The organism is Roseobacter sp. HKCC-CH-9351, assembly GCF_037830295.1.
GTDB lineage: Bacteria > Pseudomonadota > Alphaproteobacteria > Rhodobacterales > Rhodobacteraceae > M30B80.
In genome coordinates, this window is sequence record NZ_JBBLYM010000003.1 from 130876 (window position 1) to 148114 (window position 17239).

Sequence of the window (17239 nt, forward strand, 5' to 3'; positions counted from 1 at the left end):
GCAAACGGCACTTATACTGATCATTGCTTTGGCTGTTGCGGGTCTGTTGATCTGGCCAGCCTTGGCAAAATCGACCCTCTGGCGCGCTATGGTTGGCGCTTGGGACAGATATGCTCGATGGGCAGGGTGTGATCCTATCCCCCGCGACAGAAACGGGCCCCGCAGCCCTGTTTTTGGTGTTTGGGCTGATTGTGACCGTGTAAGGTTTCGAAACGGTGCGGTATATGGGGGCAGAGTATGCCCCCGCGTTACGGATCCGTGCCATGCATATGGCGCTGCTTATCACCACGCTGATCTATATGGCCTATCTTCTGCCCCTCAGCCTAATCTTTACGCCCGCCCCGCAAGCTGTCATTGAAACAGCCATTATCGACATGATGGGCCGTTTGGCCCCAATCCTTGCTCCGCTTTTGATGATTGCGGCGCTGAGTGCCCAGTTCAGCGCCGCCTTGGCCGATACGGGCGGATCAGGCGGGCTGCTGGCAGAATTGACCCGCGACCGCATCGGTGCGCGCCACGGCTATGTCATTTTGGGCGCAGTTGCGCTGATCCTTACATGGGTGGGCGATGTGTTTTCCATCATCGGCTATGCCTCCCGCGCCTTTGCCTTTTATTACGCGCTGCAAGCCGCGATTGCGGCGGCAGGCGCGGGCAATTGGCCAAAGCGCCTATTCTTTTTTGCGATGGCCCTCCTGGGTGGGGCGATCACCCTATTCGGCACTTCGGGCGAATAGGGGCTCAGCCATTAAGCGCCCCACGCGCAAGGCGGGCCTAATCCCCGCCAATTGGCACATATGCCATGCCATCACTTGGTTGGACGACAGGGCAACGGCACCTGTCTCGGCCTCGATGGCATCAATGACATCCAAGGTGCGCAAATTCGTGCAGGATAAAAATACCGCTTCGGCCCCACCCCGTTGCAGCAGCGCCGTTGCCGCGCGGGTGACAGACGGGCCATCGATGAGCGCAACTGCATGTTCGCGCGCCTCGTTAAAGGTTCCGAACACGGGGCTTTTTACCCCTTGTGCCGCGACTGCGGCGCGCAGGCGGCTTGAGACCTCGGGCACATAGGGCGACAAAAACGCCAAGCGCGTGATCCCCATATGACGGCAGGCCGCCACGAGCGCCGAAAGCGGGTCGGTCACATGGGTTGCGGGGCATCCTTTGCGCAGCAATTCAGCCACCCGCCCCGCCCCGATCACCGATGTCGCCGAGGTGCAACCATATCCCAATACATCAAAATCCAAAGCGGGCGGCATAAGGGCGGCGGCATCGCTTAGATGCCCCTCCATCGCAGCAAGACTGTCTGAACTGACGGTTTCAGCACTGGGGACACGGCTGATATACAGGGCCACTTCCTCTTGCGGCAAGATACGGCGCAGATCGTGTTCTAGCGTTTCATCGGATTGCAACACAACCATGCCCAACACGGCACGCCGCCCCAAAATAGGTGCAATAGTGTAGTCAAACACATCTTCCATGGCCAAGGGCCCCATGCGTGATCGCGATTACCATCTATGCTGCGGGGGTTTTGTGATGAATCATGCACGCCCTGCGACCTGTAATGGCCTATTTGCGCCGCTTTTGCCCCTTAGGCCAAGTCACCTATGCAATAAGAAAGACCAAGATAGAATTTTCTTATCAAGTGAAATCATCCATACGCAACTCTATGAATATGATAGCGTTTTCAACACTGCCAAGGGGCATGAGATCTGCAACCTATTTATAGAAGCGTATTTATGCTGCATTACTGCTACCCTTGGTGGTACCCGATTAGCCCGTTACAATCGCATAAACAAAGCGCAAACAGACCAACGCAAGGAAGAGGCCAAAGGCCAATTCCAAATGCCGCCGCGACAGGCTATGTGCCAATTTCACACCCAAATTAGCAGTCAGAAAGGTGGTTGGCACAAACAGGATCATCCCCAAGAAAGAGACATATCCGATGGCATCCATCGGTAAACCCTCTTGGCCGAGGCCCGCGATCATATAGCCAATCGCGCCGGGGACCGAGATCAAAACCCCAATCCCTGCCGATGTGGCCACCGCCTGATGAATGGGGCGGCCATGCAATGTCATGATCATATTCGAAATCTGACCCCCACCGATCCCCATCAGGGCCGACAAAAGGCCAATCAAACCACCATAGGAATAAAGCCCGGCCCCCGTGGGCAAATCAGCGCCCAAATCCCATTTCTTTGCACCAGAGATCATCTTGATCGCATTGGCCCCCGCCACCACGACAAAAACGATCTGAAAGATGAATGGCGGTGCAAAACGGGCCAAACCCGCGCCGATCAGCACACCTGCCAGAATGGGCAGCGCCCATGATTTCAACAGCGCCTCGTCTACCGCTCCGCGTGCCCGGTGGCCCATATAAGAGCGGATTGAGGTAGGAATGATAATGGCGAGTGAGGTGCCAACCGCCAACGGCATCCGCACCTCATCTGAGAGGCCCAAGAAGCCAAACACCTCATAAAGCACAGGCACAATCATCGCGCCCCCACCTACGCCGAATAGCCCCGCGAGCACGCCCGTCACTGCACCCGCTGCAAGCAGCATTACCGCCACGATGGCGAATTCCGCCGTCATGAAATCCATTTATTCACTCCAGAAAATGCGCAGCCCCCGTCACGGAATGTGCACGGCACGAGCGTCACTTTGGAGCCCATATACGAAAGCACCGTGGCGCTGCCAAGCGTAGAAAAGCATCTAAAGGGTGCCGTCAATCACGTAGGCCAGAATTTTCGCAACCTGTGCGGGCGTCTCAGTAACGGCAAAGGCCGCCGCATCAACCTCTTTTAGCGCGTGTTGATGATCTGCTCCATGCACCACAATCAGCGACTTGCCCAAGGCCGCAGCATATCCCGCGTCAAAGGCGGCGTTCCATTGTTTGTATTTCTCACCAAAGCGCACAACCACGATATCGGCATCTGCAATCGCCTTACGGGTGCGAATGGCGTTTATCTTTGCGCCTTTGTGATCGTGCCAGAATTTCTGATCCTCAGCTCCCAAAATGGCCACGCCGCAATCATCACTAGCGGCGTGATCGGTCACAGGCGCGGTAAAGCGAACAGACAGGCCCGCTTCGGCACAGGCGGCGATGATCTCCTCGCGCCATGTCGTGTGAATCTCGCCCGAAAGGTAAACTGTTAAATCCATGGGTTCTCTTCCTGTCTCGTGGCGCGCTAGGCTGCCAATCCTGTGATCTTATCCCAAAGGGCCTGAGGCACATCCACCGATGTCTCCCGCACCCGCCCTTGGCCTGGAACACGCGCGCCCTCTTCTTCGGCCACAGCCTCCAACAGTCGCGTGATCCGCGCGCCAAACTGATCGCTAAATGTGCTCGCATCCATCGCAAAATAGAATTGCCCCAATCTATGCGGCGGCCCATCTGGCAATTTCAGCCCCCCGACATCCAACGAATTGACCGAGCCCGTCATCGCAGCGGCCAAGACCTCGGCCATAATGCCAAACCCCCACCCCTTATAGCCGCCCGCACTCAACAATGCGCCTTGCAAGGCCGCTTCGGGATCGGTTGTTGGGCGGCCTTCGGCATCTACGGCCCAACCCAATGGGATCTCCTCCCCTGCATATTTCGCCATGGTGATTTTCCCCAAAGCCACGGCCGAGGTTGAGAAATCAAAATGCACCGACAGCCCCCCTTGCCCATCAGGCACGGACATGGCGATGGGGTTGGTGCCGATAACGCGCCGCTTGCCATTTGGCGCCGCCACAACGGGCGAGGCGTTGGTAAAGCCGATGCACAGCTTGCCCGCTTGCGCGATTTGTTCGGTAAAATAACCAAGCGAGGTGCAGGTATGGCTTTGCGCCACGGCCAGCATGGCCACGCCTGTTTCATCCACCAGATCGCAGAATTGATCTTTGGCCGCGGCAAAGGCGGGTTGGGCAAAACCAAGCCGTGCATCCGACAAGATCGCAGCCGCCTTTGGACGGCTAACAACAGGCATGACCTGCCCATCAACACGCCCAGAGGACAATTGCAAACAATAGCTTTCGACATATTGCAGGCCGCAAATCACATTGCCATGCGCCTCGGAATGGGCAGTGGCGCGGGCCACCTCCCCCGCCTGCCATGCGCCCGCCCCATGGGCCATGAGCGCGGCTTTGGTCACGGTTTCAATCTCGCTGATCGCCACTTGCGCCATGGCCGCCCTCCCTATGGTCGTTTTGTCAAAGGCTAAGGGCTTGGCGCAGGGGGTGCAAGCAAGTCCCAAAATGACTGCGCCACAGGGCTAAGATGGGCGGCGCAGTTCCTTATTTTACACAGCTCACGGCGGCTATGCGGATCATTAGGGGCAAAGAAGCGCAAGGCGGGGTCGGCTTCGGCCATCGCGGTTTGGGGCAAAATCGTGATCCCGATACCCGCCCGCACAAATGCCAAAAGTGCCGTGGTATTGCGCGCCTCAATGCGGCAATCTTGCAATCCTTCGGTCACGCTGGGGTGATACACCAGATCGCAAAGCGGGTTGGCAATCAGCGGCTCGTGGATCAAATCTTGCCATTGCACGCCGCGCCCCTTGGTCTTCTGCGCAAATCGCCCGTCATGGCGCGCGACAATCCCCAAAGGGTCGCTCAAAAGGAGCTCCGCCTCAACGGATGGCGCGGCATTGGCACGCGGGGATTGCGAGATTATCCCAATATCCACCTCGCCCATTGCCACTTGTGCAATCACACTGGCGGTGTCACTGTCGCGAATATCAAGGCGCACATCAGGACGGGCCTGCGAAAAGGCCAAAACCGCGCGCGGCAAAAGCGTGATGGTCGCAGAAGGCACCGCCATGACCCTCACAGTTCCCGCCAAAGATCGCGCATGGCGCGCTATGGCATCGAGACTGCGGGTATAGGAATTGGCGGCGCGCCGCGCCTCCTCCAACACCAAACGTCCCAAAGGGGTGAGGCGATTTTTGCGATCCGTTTCAAAGAGGGGCGCGCCCACTTGGGCCTCAAGCTGTGACAGAGCCATCGACAGGGCCGATGGCGTGCGCCCCAATTTCTGGGCCGCAAGCGCCAAGGCCCCCTCTTCGGCCACGGCCAAAAACACGCGCAACATCTCTAACTTGATCATAGTTCAGAATTCTTGAAATTTATTTCAATAATTTGAGATTGCCTGAAGTATATCACCCTGTCTAGGCTGAACGCGCGGTAACAAGGGACAGGTTTATGCAGGGTCAGAATTTCATCGATGGCATGTGGCGCGATGGCGTAGCGCAGATTGCGAATATCAACCCATCTGACACCAGCGATGTGATTGGCCATTTCGCCCAAGCCAGTCATGAAGATTTGACCGAAAGCTTGGCCGCGGCGCGGCGTGCACAGGCCGAATGGTGGGCCATGGGCATTGAGGCACGGCACAATGTGTTGATGGCAATCGGCACAGAGATGATGGCACGGGCCGATGAACTGGGCGAGATAATTTCCCGCGAGGAGGGAAAACCGCGCGCTGAAGGTCGCGGTGAGGCCTATCGCGCAGGCCAATTCTTTACCTATTTCGCAGCAGAGGCGCTGCGCAATCAAGGCGACCATGCCGAAAGTGTGCGCGGCGGCATTGAGGTGGATGTGCGCCGCGAACCTGTAGGCGTTGTGGCGATCATCAGCCCCTGGAACTTTCCAATTGCAACGCCCGCGTGGAAAATCGCACCTGCATTGGCCTTTGGCAATGCCGTGATCTGGAAGCCTGCCAACCTGACCCCTGCAAGCGCCGTGATGCTGACCGAGATCATCGCCCGCCAAAACATTCCCAAAGGCCTGTTCAACTTGGTTATGGGCGCAGGGGGCACGATTGGACAGGCTTTGGTGGAAAGTACCGCGGTGGATGCCATAAGCTTTACAGGCTCGGTTCCCGTGGGCCGTGCCATTGCCGCATCAGCCATTCCCAATATGACCAAGCTGCAAATGGAAATGGGATCAAAGAACCCTATGCTCGTGATGGAGGATTGCGACCTTGATCTGGCTGTGGCCCATAGTGTGAATGCGGCTTTCGGGGGCACGGGTCAAAAATGCACCGCCGCCTCGCGTTTGATTGTGCACGAGAAAATCCACGATGCTTTTGTCGAAAAATTGGTCGCGGCCACAAATAAGCTCGTGGTTGGCCCCGCCCTAGACAGCGCCACGCAAATCGGCCCTGTGGTGAGCGAAGCCCAGCTTAACAGCAATCTTGATTATATCGCCCTAGGCCAATCCGAAGGGGCCGAGCTTTTATGTGGCGGAACCCGCGCTGATGCGGAAACCTCAGGCTATTTCATGCGCCCTGCGGTCTTTGCCAAGACCCGCAATGATATGCGGATCAACCGCGAAGAAATGTTTGCCCCCATCACATCGGCGATTAAGGTGGGCAGCTATGCCGAAGGGCTAGACGTTGCCAATGACAGCGAATTTGGTCTCACCGCAGGAATCATGACCAAAAGCCTTGCCCGCGCCGCCCATTTCCGCGCGCACATGCGGGCGGGCTGCGTGATGGTGAACCTTCCCACCGCAGGCACAGATTACCATGTGCCTTTCGGGGGACGGGGGGCATCCTCCTACGGGCCACGCGAACAAGGCCGCTATGCCGCAGAGTTTTACACGACAGTCAAAACCTCGTACCTTGGGGTCACGGGGGATTTGGAATGAGTGAAACAGGTGCGATGCATCCCGTGCAAAACCCGCTGATTGACGGGCTGCAATATGCCAATTGGTCGGAAAAAGTCTTTCGCCAGATGCGCGAAGGCGGGGTGGATGCGGTGCATGTCACCATCACCTATCACGAGAATTTCCGTGAAACGGTTCTCAATATCGAAAAATGGAACCGCTGGTTCGAAACCTATCCAGACCTGATTTTTCAAGGCTTTGATGCAAGCGATATTGCCCGCGCGCGGGCCTCAAGACGCACGGCAATTTTCTTTGGCTCGCAAAATCCCTCCTGCATCGAAGATGACATTGGGTTGGTCGAGGTGCTGCATCGCTTAGGTCTGCGGTTCATGCAATTGACCTATAACAACCAATCCCTGCTTGCCACGGGCTGCTATGAGGCCGAGGATACAGGCCTCACTCGCATGGGGCGCGAGGTGGTGGCCGAGATGAACCGCGTGGGTCTGGTCATCGACATGAGCCATTCGGGCGAGCGCTCGACTTTTGAGGCGATGGAACACTCCACTCGCCCGATTGCAATCACCCATGCAAATCTGGCCAGTTGGCACCCTGCCTTGCGCAATAAATCCAATGATCTCTTGCGCGCGCTTGGCCAGTCGGGGGGGATGCTTGGTTTTTCGATCTATCCCCATCACCTGAAGGGCGGGTCTGCCTGTAGCTTGCAAAGTTTCTGCGATATGGTTGCGCGGGCCGCCGATTTGATGGGCGTCTCACAGATCGGCATTGGAACGGATCTATGCCAAGATCAACCCGACAGCGTGGTCGAATGGATGCGGGTCGGGCGTTGGACGAAAAATATCGACTATGGCGAAGGCAGTGCCGCGCAGGCGGGGTTCCCGCCAATGCCTGATTTCTTTGCCGACAATCGCGATTTTGGCCGTTTGGCCGCAGGCCTGCGCGCAGCGGGGTTTGACGCGGGCAATGTCGCAGCAATCATGGGTGGAAATTGGCAGCGCTTTTTCGGCGAAAGTTTCACACCCGCTGTGCAGGCTGTCCCCAATACAAAGGCCGCGCAATGATGGATCGGGCGGCGCCCCATATCATGGGCCTTGCGCCGATTGCGCTGCGGGCGCCTGATAGGGTCATGCGCCTCGCGCGGATGGGATCAGCCCACCCCACGCGGCTGTCATTTCTGCGCATCTTGCTGCGCCGCATTGAAACCGAAGGGTGGCGGTTTGAGCGGCGTATCTTTGATCTTGACGAAAACGGTGTTGGGTATGCCGTCTATTGCCTTCACGGGCCTAAACGCAGTTATAGCCTTGTGGCCTTTGCCCATGATCTGCCCGCAGATCAACGCTCGGATCGGGTGATTGCGACTGCGTGGGATGCCACCTTTACCCTCTTTGATGGTATCCCCACCGCAGATGATATCACGCGGCTAAGCGCCAATGTGCCCCTGCAAGAGGCAGGGCGCATCAGCCCGCGGGAATTATCCCTCAGCCGCGCCAATCGGTCGGTCAGGTTGTTTGATCATGTTGTGGCCCGCTTGGCCACGGGCCAACAGCCAGAACGCGATGCGCTTGATGAGGTGGGCTATTTAATGCGCACAACCGCCGTTTATGGCTCGTCCAAATTCGGGGCGGCGGAAAATGCCGATATTGCCACTCGGCCAGAATTATGCGCGCCGTTCCAAGCCGAGATGATGTCGGTTTGGCTGACCCGCAGCTTTACCATCGACCTTGTAAATCATCTGGCCCGCGCCAAAGGCGGGGCAGAGGCCACAACGCTTGCGCCCGCATTGGCCCGCAGTCTTGGGGTGGGAAATTCTACAGGTCTTGGCATGGCCCCGTTCTTGGTGCGTCACCCTGCCCTTTTGGACGCTTGGGTGCGGGTGCGCGAAACGGCGCTTGCACGGGTGCGCGGCCAAAGACGGATGTCAGAGGCCGATTTGCGCTCGCTGATCGCGGGCTGCGAGGCCGCGCGCGACACGGGCGCGACATGGCGTTCAAATCACCCTGTGCAACTGGCCAAATTGGCAGATCTGCGGGGGGATTTAGAAAAGCTCCATCATCATCTAACCACAGGCCGCGGACATTGTGTGAAAGACCTGCCATGGAATGCGATATGGCATTGGGGGGAAGCGCATCTTAGCCTTGAGGGGCAAGAAATGCTCTTGTCGATCCTGCTTGAACCCTGCGGCGCGGTGATTGACGATTTGGAAATGTCGCTGCGCGCAGACGAGCCACCCGCCCCCCCGATTGAGGGGCAAGCGCGGCTTGGCGATCTGCGCCGCGCGATTGAGGGCCGTTACGACTGGGCCTTGTCCTATGACTTCTCAACCCAAGAAGCACGAGCGCGGTTCTGGTATGTCTCGGAAGAAAAGCTTGAACCCCGCCTCGGCGCGCGCTTCGAGGAAGAGGGCGCAACCCGTGAAGCCCCGCTTGGCATTGCCTATTTGATCCGTCAGGCCTATGACGCGATGGCCGCCTACCCTGATGCCACGCCCGCCTATGCGTTTCTTTTGGCCCATCCCGAACACCGCCAAATTCTGCGCCGCCTACAAAGGTTGGCGGGGCGCGATTATGGCGAGATTCGCGAAAACCTCATCGGCGCTGACATCCTTCCCATTGACATGATGCGCTATAAGCTGGCCTTTTTTGGGGCCAATCACTTTGATCCGCGCTCGGATAAATGGCTGCGCATCAGCCTCTTTGCGGGGCAAGTTTTCCCTGAACATATCTGTGCACCCGCACATAGGGGGGCAGATGCAGCTTAGCGCGGGGGAATGGGCCAGCTTGGGCATGAAGGCCGCGCGCGGCGGCGGCTATTCTTGGGGCTTGGCTGAAGAATTTGGCGCAAGTTTGGCGGTCTTGGCGCAATGGGGCATCAATGGCGCGGGCCCTGCTCTTGCGTTGTGCGCAGCGCAGGCCGTGTTGGGCCTGCCACAAATGGCTGAGATCAACAGGGGCGTATGGGGGCAATCAGCGGCTCCGCTTTGCCCTGTTGCAACAGGCGCACTGATTTGTGACCTGGGACATAGCCCCCAAGGCCTTTTTGGGCCACACCCCTTGACGCTTGCCGCTGTGGCCGAGCCTTTGATGCTGCTGCCATTTTTGGACGGGCTAGCGGCCCGCGAAGGCCGCGCAGTGCAAATTTCGACACCAAAAGCGGCACTTGTTTTTGGAGGCCTTTTCCCATTGGACGCCAACGAAATCACCCAATTTGCAGATCACGCGCGCGACGCGACCCTAACCCTCTGTGCCAAGCCAAGCCGTTATGGCGCATCTGTACCGCGCGCGCCATATCTCCAAACGATAACTCCCGAGACCTACGCAGATTTGGATCGCTTTGCGCTGGAGACAACGGTGCCCGCAACTGCGCAATCACGCGAGACGGGGGCAGGCGCAGGCCTGAGCGATAATGACTAAACATAACGAACCCGAAGAGCCCTCCGCTAAAACAGTATGGCGCGACCTTTGGGCTCTCGGCAAAAAATACAGTTTGCACGCAAGGTTCAGCCTCACATCGTTGACCTTCGTGCCGAGACCGGCATGCAATTTCATGCCAGAACTCGACTTAGGCGCAGATTTTGTACCGAAGTCGAAAACTAAAACCGCCAATGTCGCTATCGCACGCGAAGTGTCGGTTGAAGAACCTGAAAACTTACATGTTCGTTGTGAACTTACAACATCATCTGGGAGATACGTTAAAATGAAGAAATTTGCTTACACGTCAGTGGCTGCGCTTATGTTGTCCACAAGTGGTGCCTATGCTTGCGGTCAAGTCAGCGTTGGCGCAATGGGTTGGGCTTCAGGTGAGGCCCTTGCAGCGCTTACCGGGTTTGTTCTTGAGCAAGGTTATGGCTGCGAAGTTACTATAGTTCCAACTGACACAGTACCTGCGGTTACATCGCTAGCTGAAAATGGTCAGCCGGATATTGTTCCCGAGGTTTGGGTAAACTCAGCCACTGTGTATGCTGGTCTTGAAGCTGAAGGTAAAGTCATCACAGCCTCGAACACATTCTCAAACGGTGGAGAAGAAGGTTGGTGGATTTCCACCGCTGCTGTCGAAGCTAATCCTGAACTTGCCACAATCGAAGGTGTCTTGGCCAATGCCGAATTGGTTGGTGGGCGCTTTAACAATTGCCCCGTTGGTTGGGGCTGCCGCATTGTAAACGATGCGTTAAAAGTTGTATTTGATCTTGAAGGAAACGGGATCGAAGTGTTTGATCACGGCTCTGGCGCAAACCTTGCTGCATCAATCGCAGCAGCAGACGAAGCTGGCGAACCGTGGTTCGGCTATTACTGGGGTCCGACTGCGATCTTGGGGAAATATGATCTGACCAAGGTTGACCTTGGCCCAATTGACGGCCCACAGCATGCGATTAATCAAAACGCAGATGCAGACCCTGCAACTTGGGGGCCGTCAGATTTCCCTGCAGCTACTGTTGTTAACGCTGTCACTGCAGATTTGGCCGAACGCGAGCCAGACGTTGCTGATTTTATGCGCAATATGGAAATGCCCAATAATATTGTCAGTTCGATGCTAGCATGGGCCGAAGAAAACGGCGCATCTGCTGATGAAGCTGCGGCTTGGGTTTTGACCAACCACAGCGACATGATCCTTGGCTGGATGTCAGAGGATGCAGCTACGCGCGTTTCAGCGCTTCTGCAATAATCCAAAACCAATGACAAAGGTCAGCGCCGCAGGGCGCTGACCTCTCTCATTTTTGCAAGGAGGGTAACTTATGGCGTATGATTGGATATTCAGCGCGCTTGGCATGACAGACGCCTGCAAAACCGATAGCGGGCCACTTTTGTCATTGTCATCTTTGCGCAACGAAGCGCCAAACCCATGGGATTTACCCTTTCCTTCGCTTGATACACTTAACGAGGCCTGTGCCGCCTTTCCAAAAACACGGGACTTCACCGCCGCATTAGAAGATGGTTTCCTCTACATACGCCCCGCCCTGCGCACTATTCTTGATCCGCTGACCCAGCCCCTGTCATGGGCGCTAGATGGCGCTTTAACGCTGTTTGTGGAAATGCCGTGGTGGATTTTGGTGCCGCTTTTAATCTTGGTGGCCAAGCTTTTGTCGAATTCCTACAAGGTCGCGGGCATCGTGGCGACGTCTTTCTTGTTTTTACTCTTCGTCGATTACTATGAATTCGCCATCCAAACCCTGTCGATCATATTTGTTTGTACGGTGTTGTGCGTGGCCTTCGGGGTGCCGCTTGGAATTGCCATGTCGCGCTCAGACAGGTTCCAAAACGCAATAATCCCGATTTTGGATATGCTGCAAACCTTGCCGACCTTTGTATATCTGATCCCCCTCATTTTCTTGTTCAATATCACCGAACCCAAGCTCTATGGTCTTGCGATTATCCTCTATGCGATTGTGCCTGTGGTTCGCCTGACCAATTTGGGCATTCGCCTTGTGGATCGCGATGTAATGGAGGCGGTCACAGCCTTTGGTTTAACGGATCGCCAGAAACTCTATCGCGTGCAAATCCCGCTTGCCCTGCCCAATATCATGGCGGGTGTGAACCAAACGATCATGATGAGCCTTGCGATGGTGGTGATTGCCTCGCTCGTGTCAGCCCCGGGTCTTGGAACATTGGTTCTCGATGGCATCAACAACCTGCGCCTTGGTGTTGGCTTTTTGGCGGGTTTTGGCATCGTGCTGATCGCGATTATGCTTGATCGCGTCTCCAAGGCCGCCTTGGCACGTATCGACAAGTCTAACAAATCATAAGCACCGCAGAAGGGACTAAGAAACCATGGCTTTGGGTGACGTGAAAATCTCGGTGCAAAACCTATTCAAAATCTACGGCCACAATCCGCGCGCCGTGCAGGACAAGGTTTATGATGGCATCGACAAATCCGCCTTCATGCAGGAAACGGGGCATGTTCTGGCGTTAAATAATATCAACGTGGACATGCGCGAGGGGCAAATTACCGTGGTGATGGGCCTGTCTGGCTCTGGCAAATCCACGCTGATCCGCCACCTCAACCGATTGATCGAACCGACCTCAGGGCAGATCTTTCTCGATGGTACAGATGTTTTGGCCATGGATGGGGAGGCGCTGCGCAATTTGCGGCGGCGGTCTATGTCGATGGTGTTCCAGAAATTCGCGCTTTTACCCCACCGCACTGTATTGGCCAATACAATCCTTGCGCCCGAGGCGCGCGGCGAGAATATCAAACAAGCCGAGGATGAGGCGCGCAAATGGTTGGCCCGTGTGGGTCTTGAAGGGATGGAAGACAGCTATCCAAGCCAGCTTTCAGGCGGGATGCAGCAGCGCGTGGGTCTGGCCCGCGCTTTAACCTCAAACGCCGATGTGATGCTGATGGACGAGGCATTTTCCGCGCTTGACCCGCTGATCCGCACCTCGATGCAAGATTTGCTGTTGGAATTGCAACGTGACCTGCACAAGACCATCATCTTCATCACTCATGATTTGGACGAGGCGTTGAAACTGGCCGATCACTTGGTAGTTTTGAAAGACGGCTATATCGTGCAGCAGGGCGACCCGCAGGAGATATTGCTGCGCCCCGCTGCACGCTACATTGAGGAATTCATCCAAGACATCAACCGCGCCCGCGTTTTGAAGGTGAAATCCATCATGAGCCCCGCCAAGACAAAGCGCGGCTGCGGTGATGTCGTGCGGGGCGATGATACGCTAGAGGCGGTCATCAACGCCCATAAGGGCCGCATTGATGGCACCTTTGCCGTCTCTGACCCGAACGATGCCACCAAAATCATCGGCAAGGTGAAGATGGAAGATATCTATCGGGCTTTGGTGCGCCCACAGATGCAACATGATTAAGTAAATTAATTCATAGCGGGGCGGCTTTGCGCTGCCTCGATGATCTATGTAAATCTATTGCGCGGCGCGCGCTGTTTGCGCCAATTTACACTCCGCCCAAAGATCAGACAGGGCCTTGACCAAATGGTTCATCGCATCTGCGTCGTGAACAGGGCTTGGGGTGATGCGCAGGCGCTCTGTGCCTTTGGGGACTGTGGGATAGTTGATCGGCTGGATATAGATACCATGCTCATCCAAGAGCCTGTCTGAGATATAGCGGCATTTCACAGGATCACCAACCATGACGGGAATGATATGACTGTCATTGGCAAGATGAGGAATTCCCGCTGCATCCAGGCGCACGCGCAAGTCTGATACCCGCTCCTGATGAGCCGCGCGTTCTGTCTGGCTTTTTTTAAGGTGGCGCACAGCAGCGCAGGCCCCAGCCGCAACCGCGGGCGGCAAAGCGGTAGTAAAGATAAAGCCACTGGCAAAACTGCGGATGAAATCAACCAATGCGGCACTGGCCGCAATGTACCCCCCCATCACGCCGTAAGCCTTGCCAAGCGTGCCCTCAATCACAGTCAGACGATCCATTAACCCCAACGCTTCGGCAATCCCGCCGCCGCGTGGCCCATAAAGACCCACGGCATGCACCTCATCGAGATAGGTCATCGCGCCATAGCGATCTGCCAAATCACAAATCGCGGCGATGGGGGCAATATCGCCATCCATCGAATAAACCGATTCAAAGGCTATTAATTTGGGCTGCTCTGGCGGCAGGGCCGCCAGTTTCGCCTCGAGATCCGCCAAATCATTATGCGCCCAAATGATCTTTTGCGCGCGCGAATGACGGATGCCTTCAATCATCGAGGCATGATTGCCTGCATCTGACAGAACAACACAATCAGGGATTTGCGCGGCCAATGTTCCAAGGGCCGCCCAATTTGACACATAGCCTGAGGTAAATAACAGCGCGGCCTCTTTGCAGTGCAGATCGGCCAATTCCGCCTCAAGCGCGACATGGGCGTGGGTTGTGCCCGAGATATTGCGCGTGCCGCCCGCACCCGCGCCCGTGCGCTGAAGCGCGTCTTGCATCGCGGCAATCACATCGGGGTGTTGACCCATACCTAGGTAATCATTTGAACACCACACCGTAATGTCCCGCGTGCCGCCCTTGTGGTGGTTTTGGGCATGGGGAAAAGCGCCCCGCTTGCGTTCAATATCCGCGAAATAGCGGTAATTGCCTTCGGTGCGCAGCCTGTCGATTTTGGTCGCAAAAAATTTATCGTAATCATAGCCGCTCATTGGTCGCGCGCCTCTAGGATGATCGCGTCCAACAATGCCTCGACCTCTTGCATAGGCCCGTCGGGATAGGTGCGGTGACCAATTTGCACGACACCATCCTTTGAGGTGACAAAGATATTATAGGGGCAATGCGCGATATTCGCGGGATCCGCCTCCATCACGCGGCGCGACACAGCGGCGGAGCAAAATAAGAAAATATCTGCCTTATCAAAAATCACCACATCGCTGCCGACATCAGCGGCGGTACGGTTCAGCATATCGCCCGTATATGAGCGATAATCAATGACCAAGCCGCGCCCGATAATGGTGTTCTCCACCGCAAAGGTAGCATCTTCGAAACTGCCGTAATAATCGAAAAACACCGCTTCTTGCGCGCAGGCCTCTTGTGCAGCCAGAGCTGCGACAAGGCCAGTCATAAGACCAACAAAGAGACGGGGGGCGGTGCAGCACGACATAAGCCGTTGTCCTTTAACAAATGGCAGGCAGGGGCGCTCTACGCCCCTGCCCTTCTGGTGGTGTTATGTCAGGCAGTGCCAAACATATCTTCAGTAATCGCGTCATACCAACCAAGGCTTTCCCGATAGGTAGCCTCGCGGGTGGCAGCGTCCTCATCTACTTGGCTAACGAACCCGTCAATTTTTGCGATTTTTTCATCGGTCGCTTCGTAGGTTGCACCAACTTTGATACCATCATTTGTATCAATCAGAGACCAGCAGGTATTCGCAAAACGTGCGGGGAACGCTCGGCCGCCTGCAAGATCAGCGACAATAGAATTGGCACAAACTTTTGCCTGGCTGTTGGCAGAAAAACCTGACTTCGGCATATCACCCTGTGCAGCAGCATCACCCAGAACATGAACATTTTCATCAATTCTAGATGCTAGATTATATGCTGAGACAGGCGCCCAGTTACCATCAGTAACACCCGCTATTTCCGCGATCCGGCCCGCACGCATCGCAGGTATCACGTTGCAAACGTCAACTTGTTCCACTTGGCCATCAATTGAAACAGTCATCGCGCTTGGATCGACGGACACGTTTGCTCCCCCGAAATCAGGGCCAATCCTTTCGATCATTCCATTATAATGGCGTTGCCAACCGTCTTCGAACAAACCCTGTTTTGAAAACTTGTCTTTTGGGTCGACGATCAAGATCTTAGCTGTTGGATTTGTTTCCTTCAGCATATGAGCGACCATTGACACTCGCTCGTATGGCCCTGGCGGGCAGCGGTATGGGTTGGGCGGCGCTACCATAGCAAACACGCCCCCTTCGCGCATGTTGGCCAGTTGGGCCTTCAATAGCTCCGTTTGGCTGCCCGCTTTGTAAGCATGAGGCATAGCGTTTTGGGAAGCTAAGGACCAACCTGGGACACTGTCTTCAATGAAATCGATGCCAGGGCTCAACACCAAACGGTCGTAACTAAGCGATGCACCACCGGCAAGTGTTACCGTTTTTGCCTGTCGATCTACATCTACCGCCCAATCATGTACGACATTGATCCCATAATCGGCAGCCAAAGTCCCGTAACTATGGCCGAGGCTATCAATTTCTCTGAACCCACCTAAGTACAAATTCGAGAAAAAGCAGGTATAGTAGCTGCGAGTTGGCTCAACCAATGTCACATTAATCGCGCCCTGGCTGCCATTCGCAATGTAGCGAGCAGCTGTAGCACCACCTGCACCACCACCAATCACAACAACGTTGGGTGCAGTCTGTGCTCGAGCGAGCATCGGCGTAGCCAAGGTAGCAGAAACCGCGGCTACGCCACCTAAAAACTGTCTTCTATCAAGTGGCATTCCAAATTCCTCCCTTTTGGTCACCAGTTAAGTTGAACATTACTTTTCAACGGTCGTAAAGTATGCTGCCAAAGCAGCGATCTCTTCATCTCCCAACCTATTGGCAATCATGGTCATTACTTGATGCTCACGCTGACCAATTTTGTAGCTCATTAGCGAATGTACGAATGTTGACGGCGCAAGGCCAACAATTGACGGAATATCGCCGCCCGATTGCGCCGCATGACAAGCGGTGCATTCAGATGACAGATACTCGCCATAGGCGTAGTCGCCCTCAATCGCCAAAATCGCAGCGATTTCTGGGGGCACATCCCCTGTGCTGGTTGCGGTGGTGTCACTGTCATAATTGCCCGCCTCCGCCACGATATAGGCGACCAAATCGGCACGGGTGTCTGGATCGCTGATCCCACGAAACACCATCCGTGTGCCGCGATAATAGCCTTGCGGATCTTCGAGAAAGCGGTTGAGACGGTCTTCTGTCCAAAGCTCGCCCTCATTGCCCGCCTCGGTCAGCGTGTCAGAATAGCGGTAATCCGCAAGCCCCCCAACGGGGCGGCCCATCAAACCATCCAGATGCGGGCCCACGCGATTGATCGCGCCATCCCCGATCATGTGGCACGCGGCGCAGGGGCGAAACGCCGCCTGCCCCGCGCTCGGGTCACCCTCGGACAATGCAGGGGAGGATTGCATTGCCCAAGAGATCAAAGCAAAGGCAAAGAGCCCGTGTTTCCCCATC

Annotated in this window: 17 protein-coding genes; 8 read left to right on the forward strand and 9 right to left on the reverse strand. The window is 55.9% G+C overall.

The window, feature by feature from the left end:
• Positions 1-224: 224 nt before the first annotated feature.
• On the forward strand, positions 225-734 hold the full coding sequence (locus tag AAC632_RS11890) for a hypothetical protein (RefSeq protein WP_340299097.1): 510 nt from the start codon (positions 225-227) through the stop codon (positions 732-734).
• Here AAC632_RS11890 and AAC632_RS11895 read toward each other — a convergent pair.
• The 5 genes from AAC632_RS11895 to AAC632_RS11915 form a co-directional block, all read right to left on the reverse strand.
• The gene (locus tag AAC632_RS11895; RefSeq protein ID WP_340299098.1) at positions 711-1481 is read right to left on the reverse strand and encodes a maleate cis-trans isomerase family protein; all 771 of its coding nucleotides are present in this window, start codon (positions 1479-1481) and stop codon (positions 711-713) included. The two genes, AAC632_RS11890 and AAC632_RS11895, sit on opposite strands and share 24 nt — an antisense overlap.
• A 292-nt stretch (positions 1482-1773) precedes the next feature.
• A complete protein-coding gene (locus AAC632_RS11900) occupies positions 1774-2601 on the reverse strand; it encodes a sulfite exporter TauE/SafE family protein (RefSeq protein WP_340260343.1) in 828 nt (275 codons plus the stop codon).
• 111 nt (positions 2602-2712) lie between these two features.
• Positions 2713-3162, reverse strand: a complete 450-nt coding sequence (locus AAC632_RS11905; RefSeq protein ID WP_340260342.1) for a YtoQ family protein — start codon at positions 3160-3162, stop codon at positions 2713-2715.
• 26 nt (positions 3163-3188) lie between these two features.
• Positions 3189-4169 (reverse strand): Ldh family oxidoreductase, encoded by a 981-nt coding sequence (locus tag AAC632_RS11910; protein ID WP_340299099.1) that lies wholly within the window; start codon positions 4167-4169, stop codon positions 3189-3191.
• Positions 4170-4201: 32 nt separating this feature from the next.
• Positions 4202-5089 (reverse strand): LysR family transcriptional regulator, encoded by an 888-nt coding sequence (locus tag AAC632_RS11915; RefSeq protein ID WP_340299100.1) that lies wholly within the window; start codon positions 5087-5089, stop codon positions 4202-4204.
• Between the two features lie 95 nt (positions 5090-5184).
• Here AAC632_RS11915 and AAC632_RS11920 point away from each other — a divergent pair, with 95 nt between their 5' ends.
• The 7 genes from AAC632_RS11920 (at position 5185) to AAC632_RS11950 (ending at position 13421) form a co-directional block, all read left to right on the forward strand.
• Positions 5185-6633, forward strand: coding sequence for an aldehyde dehydrogenase family protein (locus AAC632_RS11920; protein ID WP_340299101.1), 1449 nt, complete (start codon positions 5185-5187; stop codon positions 6631-6633).
• Positions 6630-7670 carry a membrane dipeptidase gene (locus AAC632_RS11925; protein ID WP_340299102.1) on the forward strand — a complete coding sequence of 347 codons (1041 nt, stop codon included), beginning with the start codon at positions 6630-6632 and terminating at the stop codon, positions 7668-7670. Before AAC632_RS11920 ends, AAC632_RS11925 begins: the two co-directional genes overlap by 4 nt.
• Entirely contained in the window at positions 7667-9367 is a 1701-nt protein-coding gene (locus AAC632_RS11930; protein WP_340299103.1) for a hypothetical protein, read from the forward strand. Before AAC632_RS11925 ends, AAC632_RS11930 begins: the two co-directional genes overlap by 4 nt.
• Positions 9357-10019, forward strand: coding sequence for a DUF3726 domain-containing protein (locus AAC632_RS11935; protein WP_340299104.1), 663 nt, complete (start codon positions 9357-9359; stop codon positions 10017-10019). Before AAC632_RS11930 ends, AAC632_RS11935 begins: the two co-directional genes overlap by 11 nt.
• A 283-nt stretch (positions 10020-10302) precedes the next feature.
• A complete protein-coding gene (locus tag AAC632_RS11940; RefSeq protein WP_340299105.1) occupies positions 10303-11268 on the forward strand; it encodes a glycine betaine ABC transporter substrate-binding protein in 966 nt (321 codons plus the stop codon).
• A gap of 70 nt (positions 11269-11338) precedes the next feature.
• Positions 11339-12346, forward strand: coding sequence for an ABC transporter permease (locus AAC632_RS11945; RefSeq protein WP_340255837.1), 1008 nt, complete (start codon positions 11339-11341; stop codon positions 12344-12346).
• Positions 12347-12371: 25 nt separating this feature from the next.
• The gene (locus AAC632_RS11950; protein WP_340299106.1) at positions 12372-13421 is read left to right on the forward strand and encodes a quaternary amine ABC transporter ATP-binding protein; all 1050 of its coding nucleotides are present in this window, start codon (positions 12372-12374) and stop codon (positions 13419-13421) included.
• A 54-nt stretch (positions 13422-13475) separates the two neighbouring features.
• Here AAC632_RS11950 and hemA read toward each other — a convergent pair whose 3' ends face one another.
• The 4 genes from hemA to AAC632_RS11970 form a co-directional block, all read right to left on the reverse strand.
• A complete protein-coding gene (hemA, locus tag AAC632_RS11955) occupies positions 13476-14708 on the reverse strand; it encodes a 5-aminolevulinate synthase (protein WP_340299107.1) in 1233 nt (410 codons plus the stop codon).
• Positions 14705-15124, reverse strand: a complete 420-nt coding sequence (locus AAC632_RS11960) for a DUF302 domain-containing protein (protein WP_445322684.1) — start codon at positions 15122-15124, stop codon at positions 14705-14707. The genes hemA and AAC632_RS11960 overlap by 4 nt, the downstream gene beginning before the upstream one ends.
• Before the next feature lie 107 nt (positions 15125-15231).
• A complete protein-coding gene (locus AAC632_RS11965) occupies positions 15232-16503 on the reverse strand; it encodes an NAD(P)/FAD-dependent oxidoreductase (RefSeq protein ID WP_340299109.1) in 1272 nt (423 codons plus the stop codon).
• Positions 16504-16542: 39 nt separating this feature from the next.
• The gene (locus tag AAC632_RS11970) at positions 16543-17238 is read right to left on the reverse strand and encodes a c-type cytochrome (protein WP_340299110.1); all 696 of its coding nucleotides are present in this window, start codon (positions 17236-17238) and stop codon (positions 16543-16545) included.
• Position 17239 lies beyond the last annotated feature (1 nt).

Coding starts and splice junctions, on each gene's coding strand:
- AAC632_RS11890 (WP_340299097.1), top strand. CDS start 225: ATGGGGGCAGAGTATGCCCCCGCGTTACGGATCCGTGCCATGCATATG.
- AAC632_RS11895 (WP_340299098.1), bottom strand. CDS start 1,481: ATGGAAGATGTGTTTGACTACACTATTGCACCTATTTTGGGGCGGCGT.
- AAC632_RS11900 (WP_340260343.1), bottom strand. CDS start 2,601: ATGGATTTCATGACGGCGGAATTCGCCATCGTGGCGGTAATGCTGCTT.
- AAC632_RS11905 (WP_340260342.1), bottom strand. CDS start 3,162: ATGGATTTAACAGTTTACCTTTCGGGCGAGATTCACACGACATGGCGC.
- AAC632_RS11910 (WP_340299099.1), bottom strand. CDS start 4,169: ATGGCGCAAGTGGCGATCAGCGAGATTGAAACCGTGACCAAAGCCGCG.
- AAC632_RS11915 (WP_340299100.1), bottom strand. CDS start 5,089: ATGATCAAGTTAGAGATGTTGCGCGTGTTTTTGGCCGTGGCCGAAGAG.
- AAC632_RS11920 (WP_340299101.1), top strand. CDS start 5,185: ATGCAGGGTCAGAATTTCATCGATGGCATGTGGCGCGATGGCGTAGCG.
- AAC632_RS11925 (WP_340299102.1), top strand. CDS start 6,630: ATGAGTGAAACAGGTGCGATGCATCCCGTGCAAAACCCGCTGATTGAC.
- AAC632_RS11930 (WP_340299103.1), top strand. CDS start 7,667: ATGATGGATCGGGCGGCGCCCCATATCATGGGCCTTGCGCCGATTGCG.
- AAC632_RS11935 (WP_340299104.1), top strand. CDS start 9,357: ATGCAGCTTAGCGCGGGGGAATGGGCCAGCTTGGGCATGAAGGCCGCG.
- AAC632_RS11940 (WP_340299105.1), top strand. CDS start 10,303: ATGAAGAAATTTGCTTACACGTCAGTGGCTGCGCTTATGTTGTCCACA.
- AAC632_RS11945 (WP_340255837.1), top strand. CDS start 11,339: ATGGCGTATGATTGGATATTCAGCGCGCTTGGCATGACAGACGCCTGC.
- AAC632_RS11950 (WP_340299106.1), top strand. CDS start 12,372: ATGGCTTTGGGTGACGTGAAAATCTCGGTGCAAAACCTATTCAAAATC.
- hemA (WP_340299107.1), bottom strand. CDS start 14,708: ATGAGCGGCTATGATTACGATAAATTTTTTGCGACCAAAATCGACAGG.
- AAC632_RS11960 (WP_445322684.1), bottom strand. CDS start 15,124: ATGACTGGCCTTGTCGCAGCTCTGGCTGCACAAGAGGCCTGCGCGCAA.
- AAC632_RS11965 (WP_340299109.1), bottom strand. CDS start 16,503: ATGCCACTTGATAGAAGACAGTTTTTAGGTGGCGTAGCCGCGGTTTCT.
- AAC632_RS11970 (WP_340299110.1), bottom strand. CDS start 17,238: ATGGGGAAACACGGGCTCTTTGCCTTTGCTTTGATCTCTTGGGCAATG.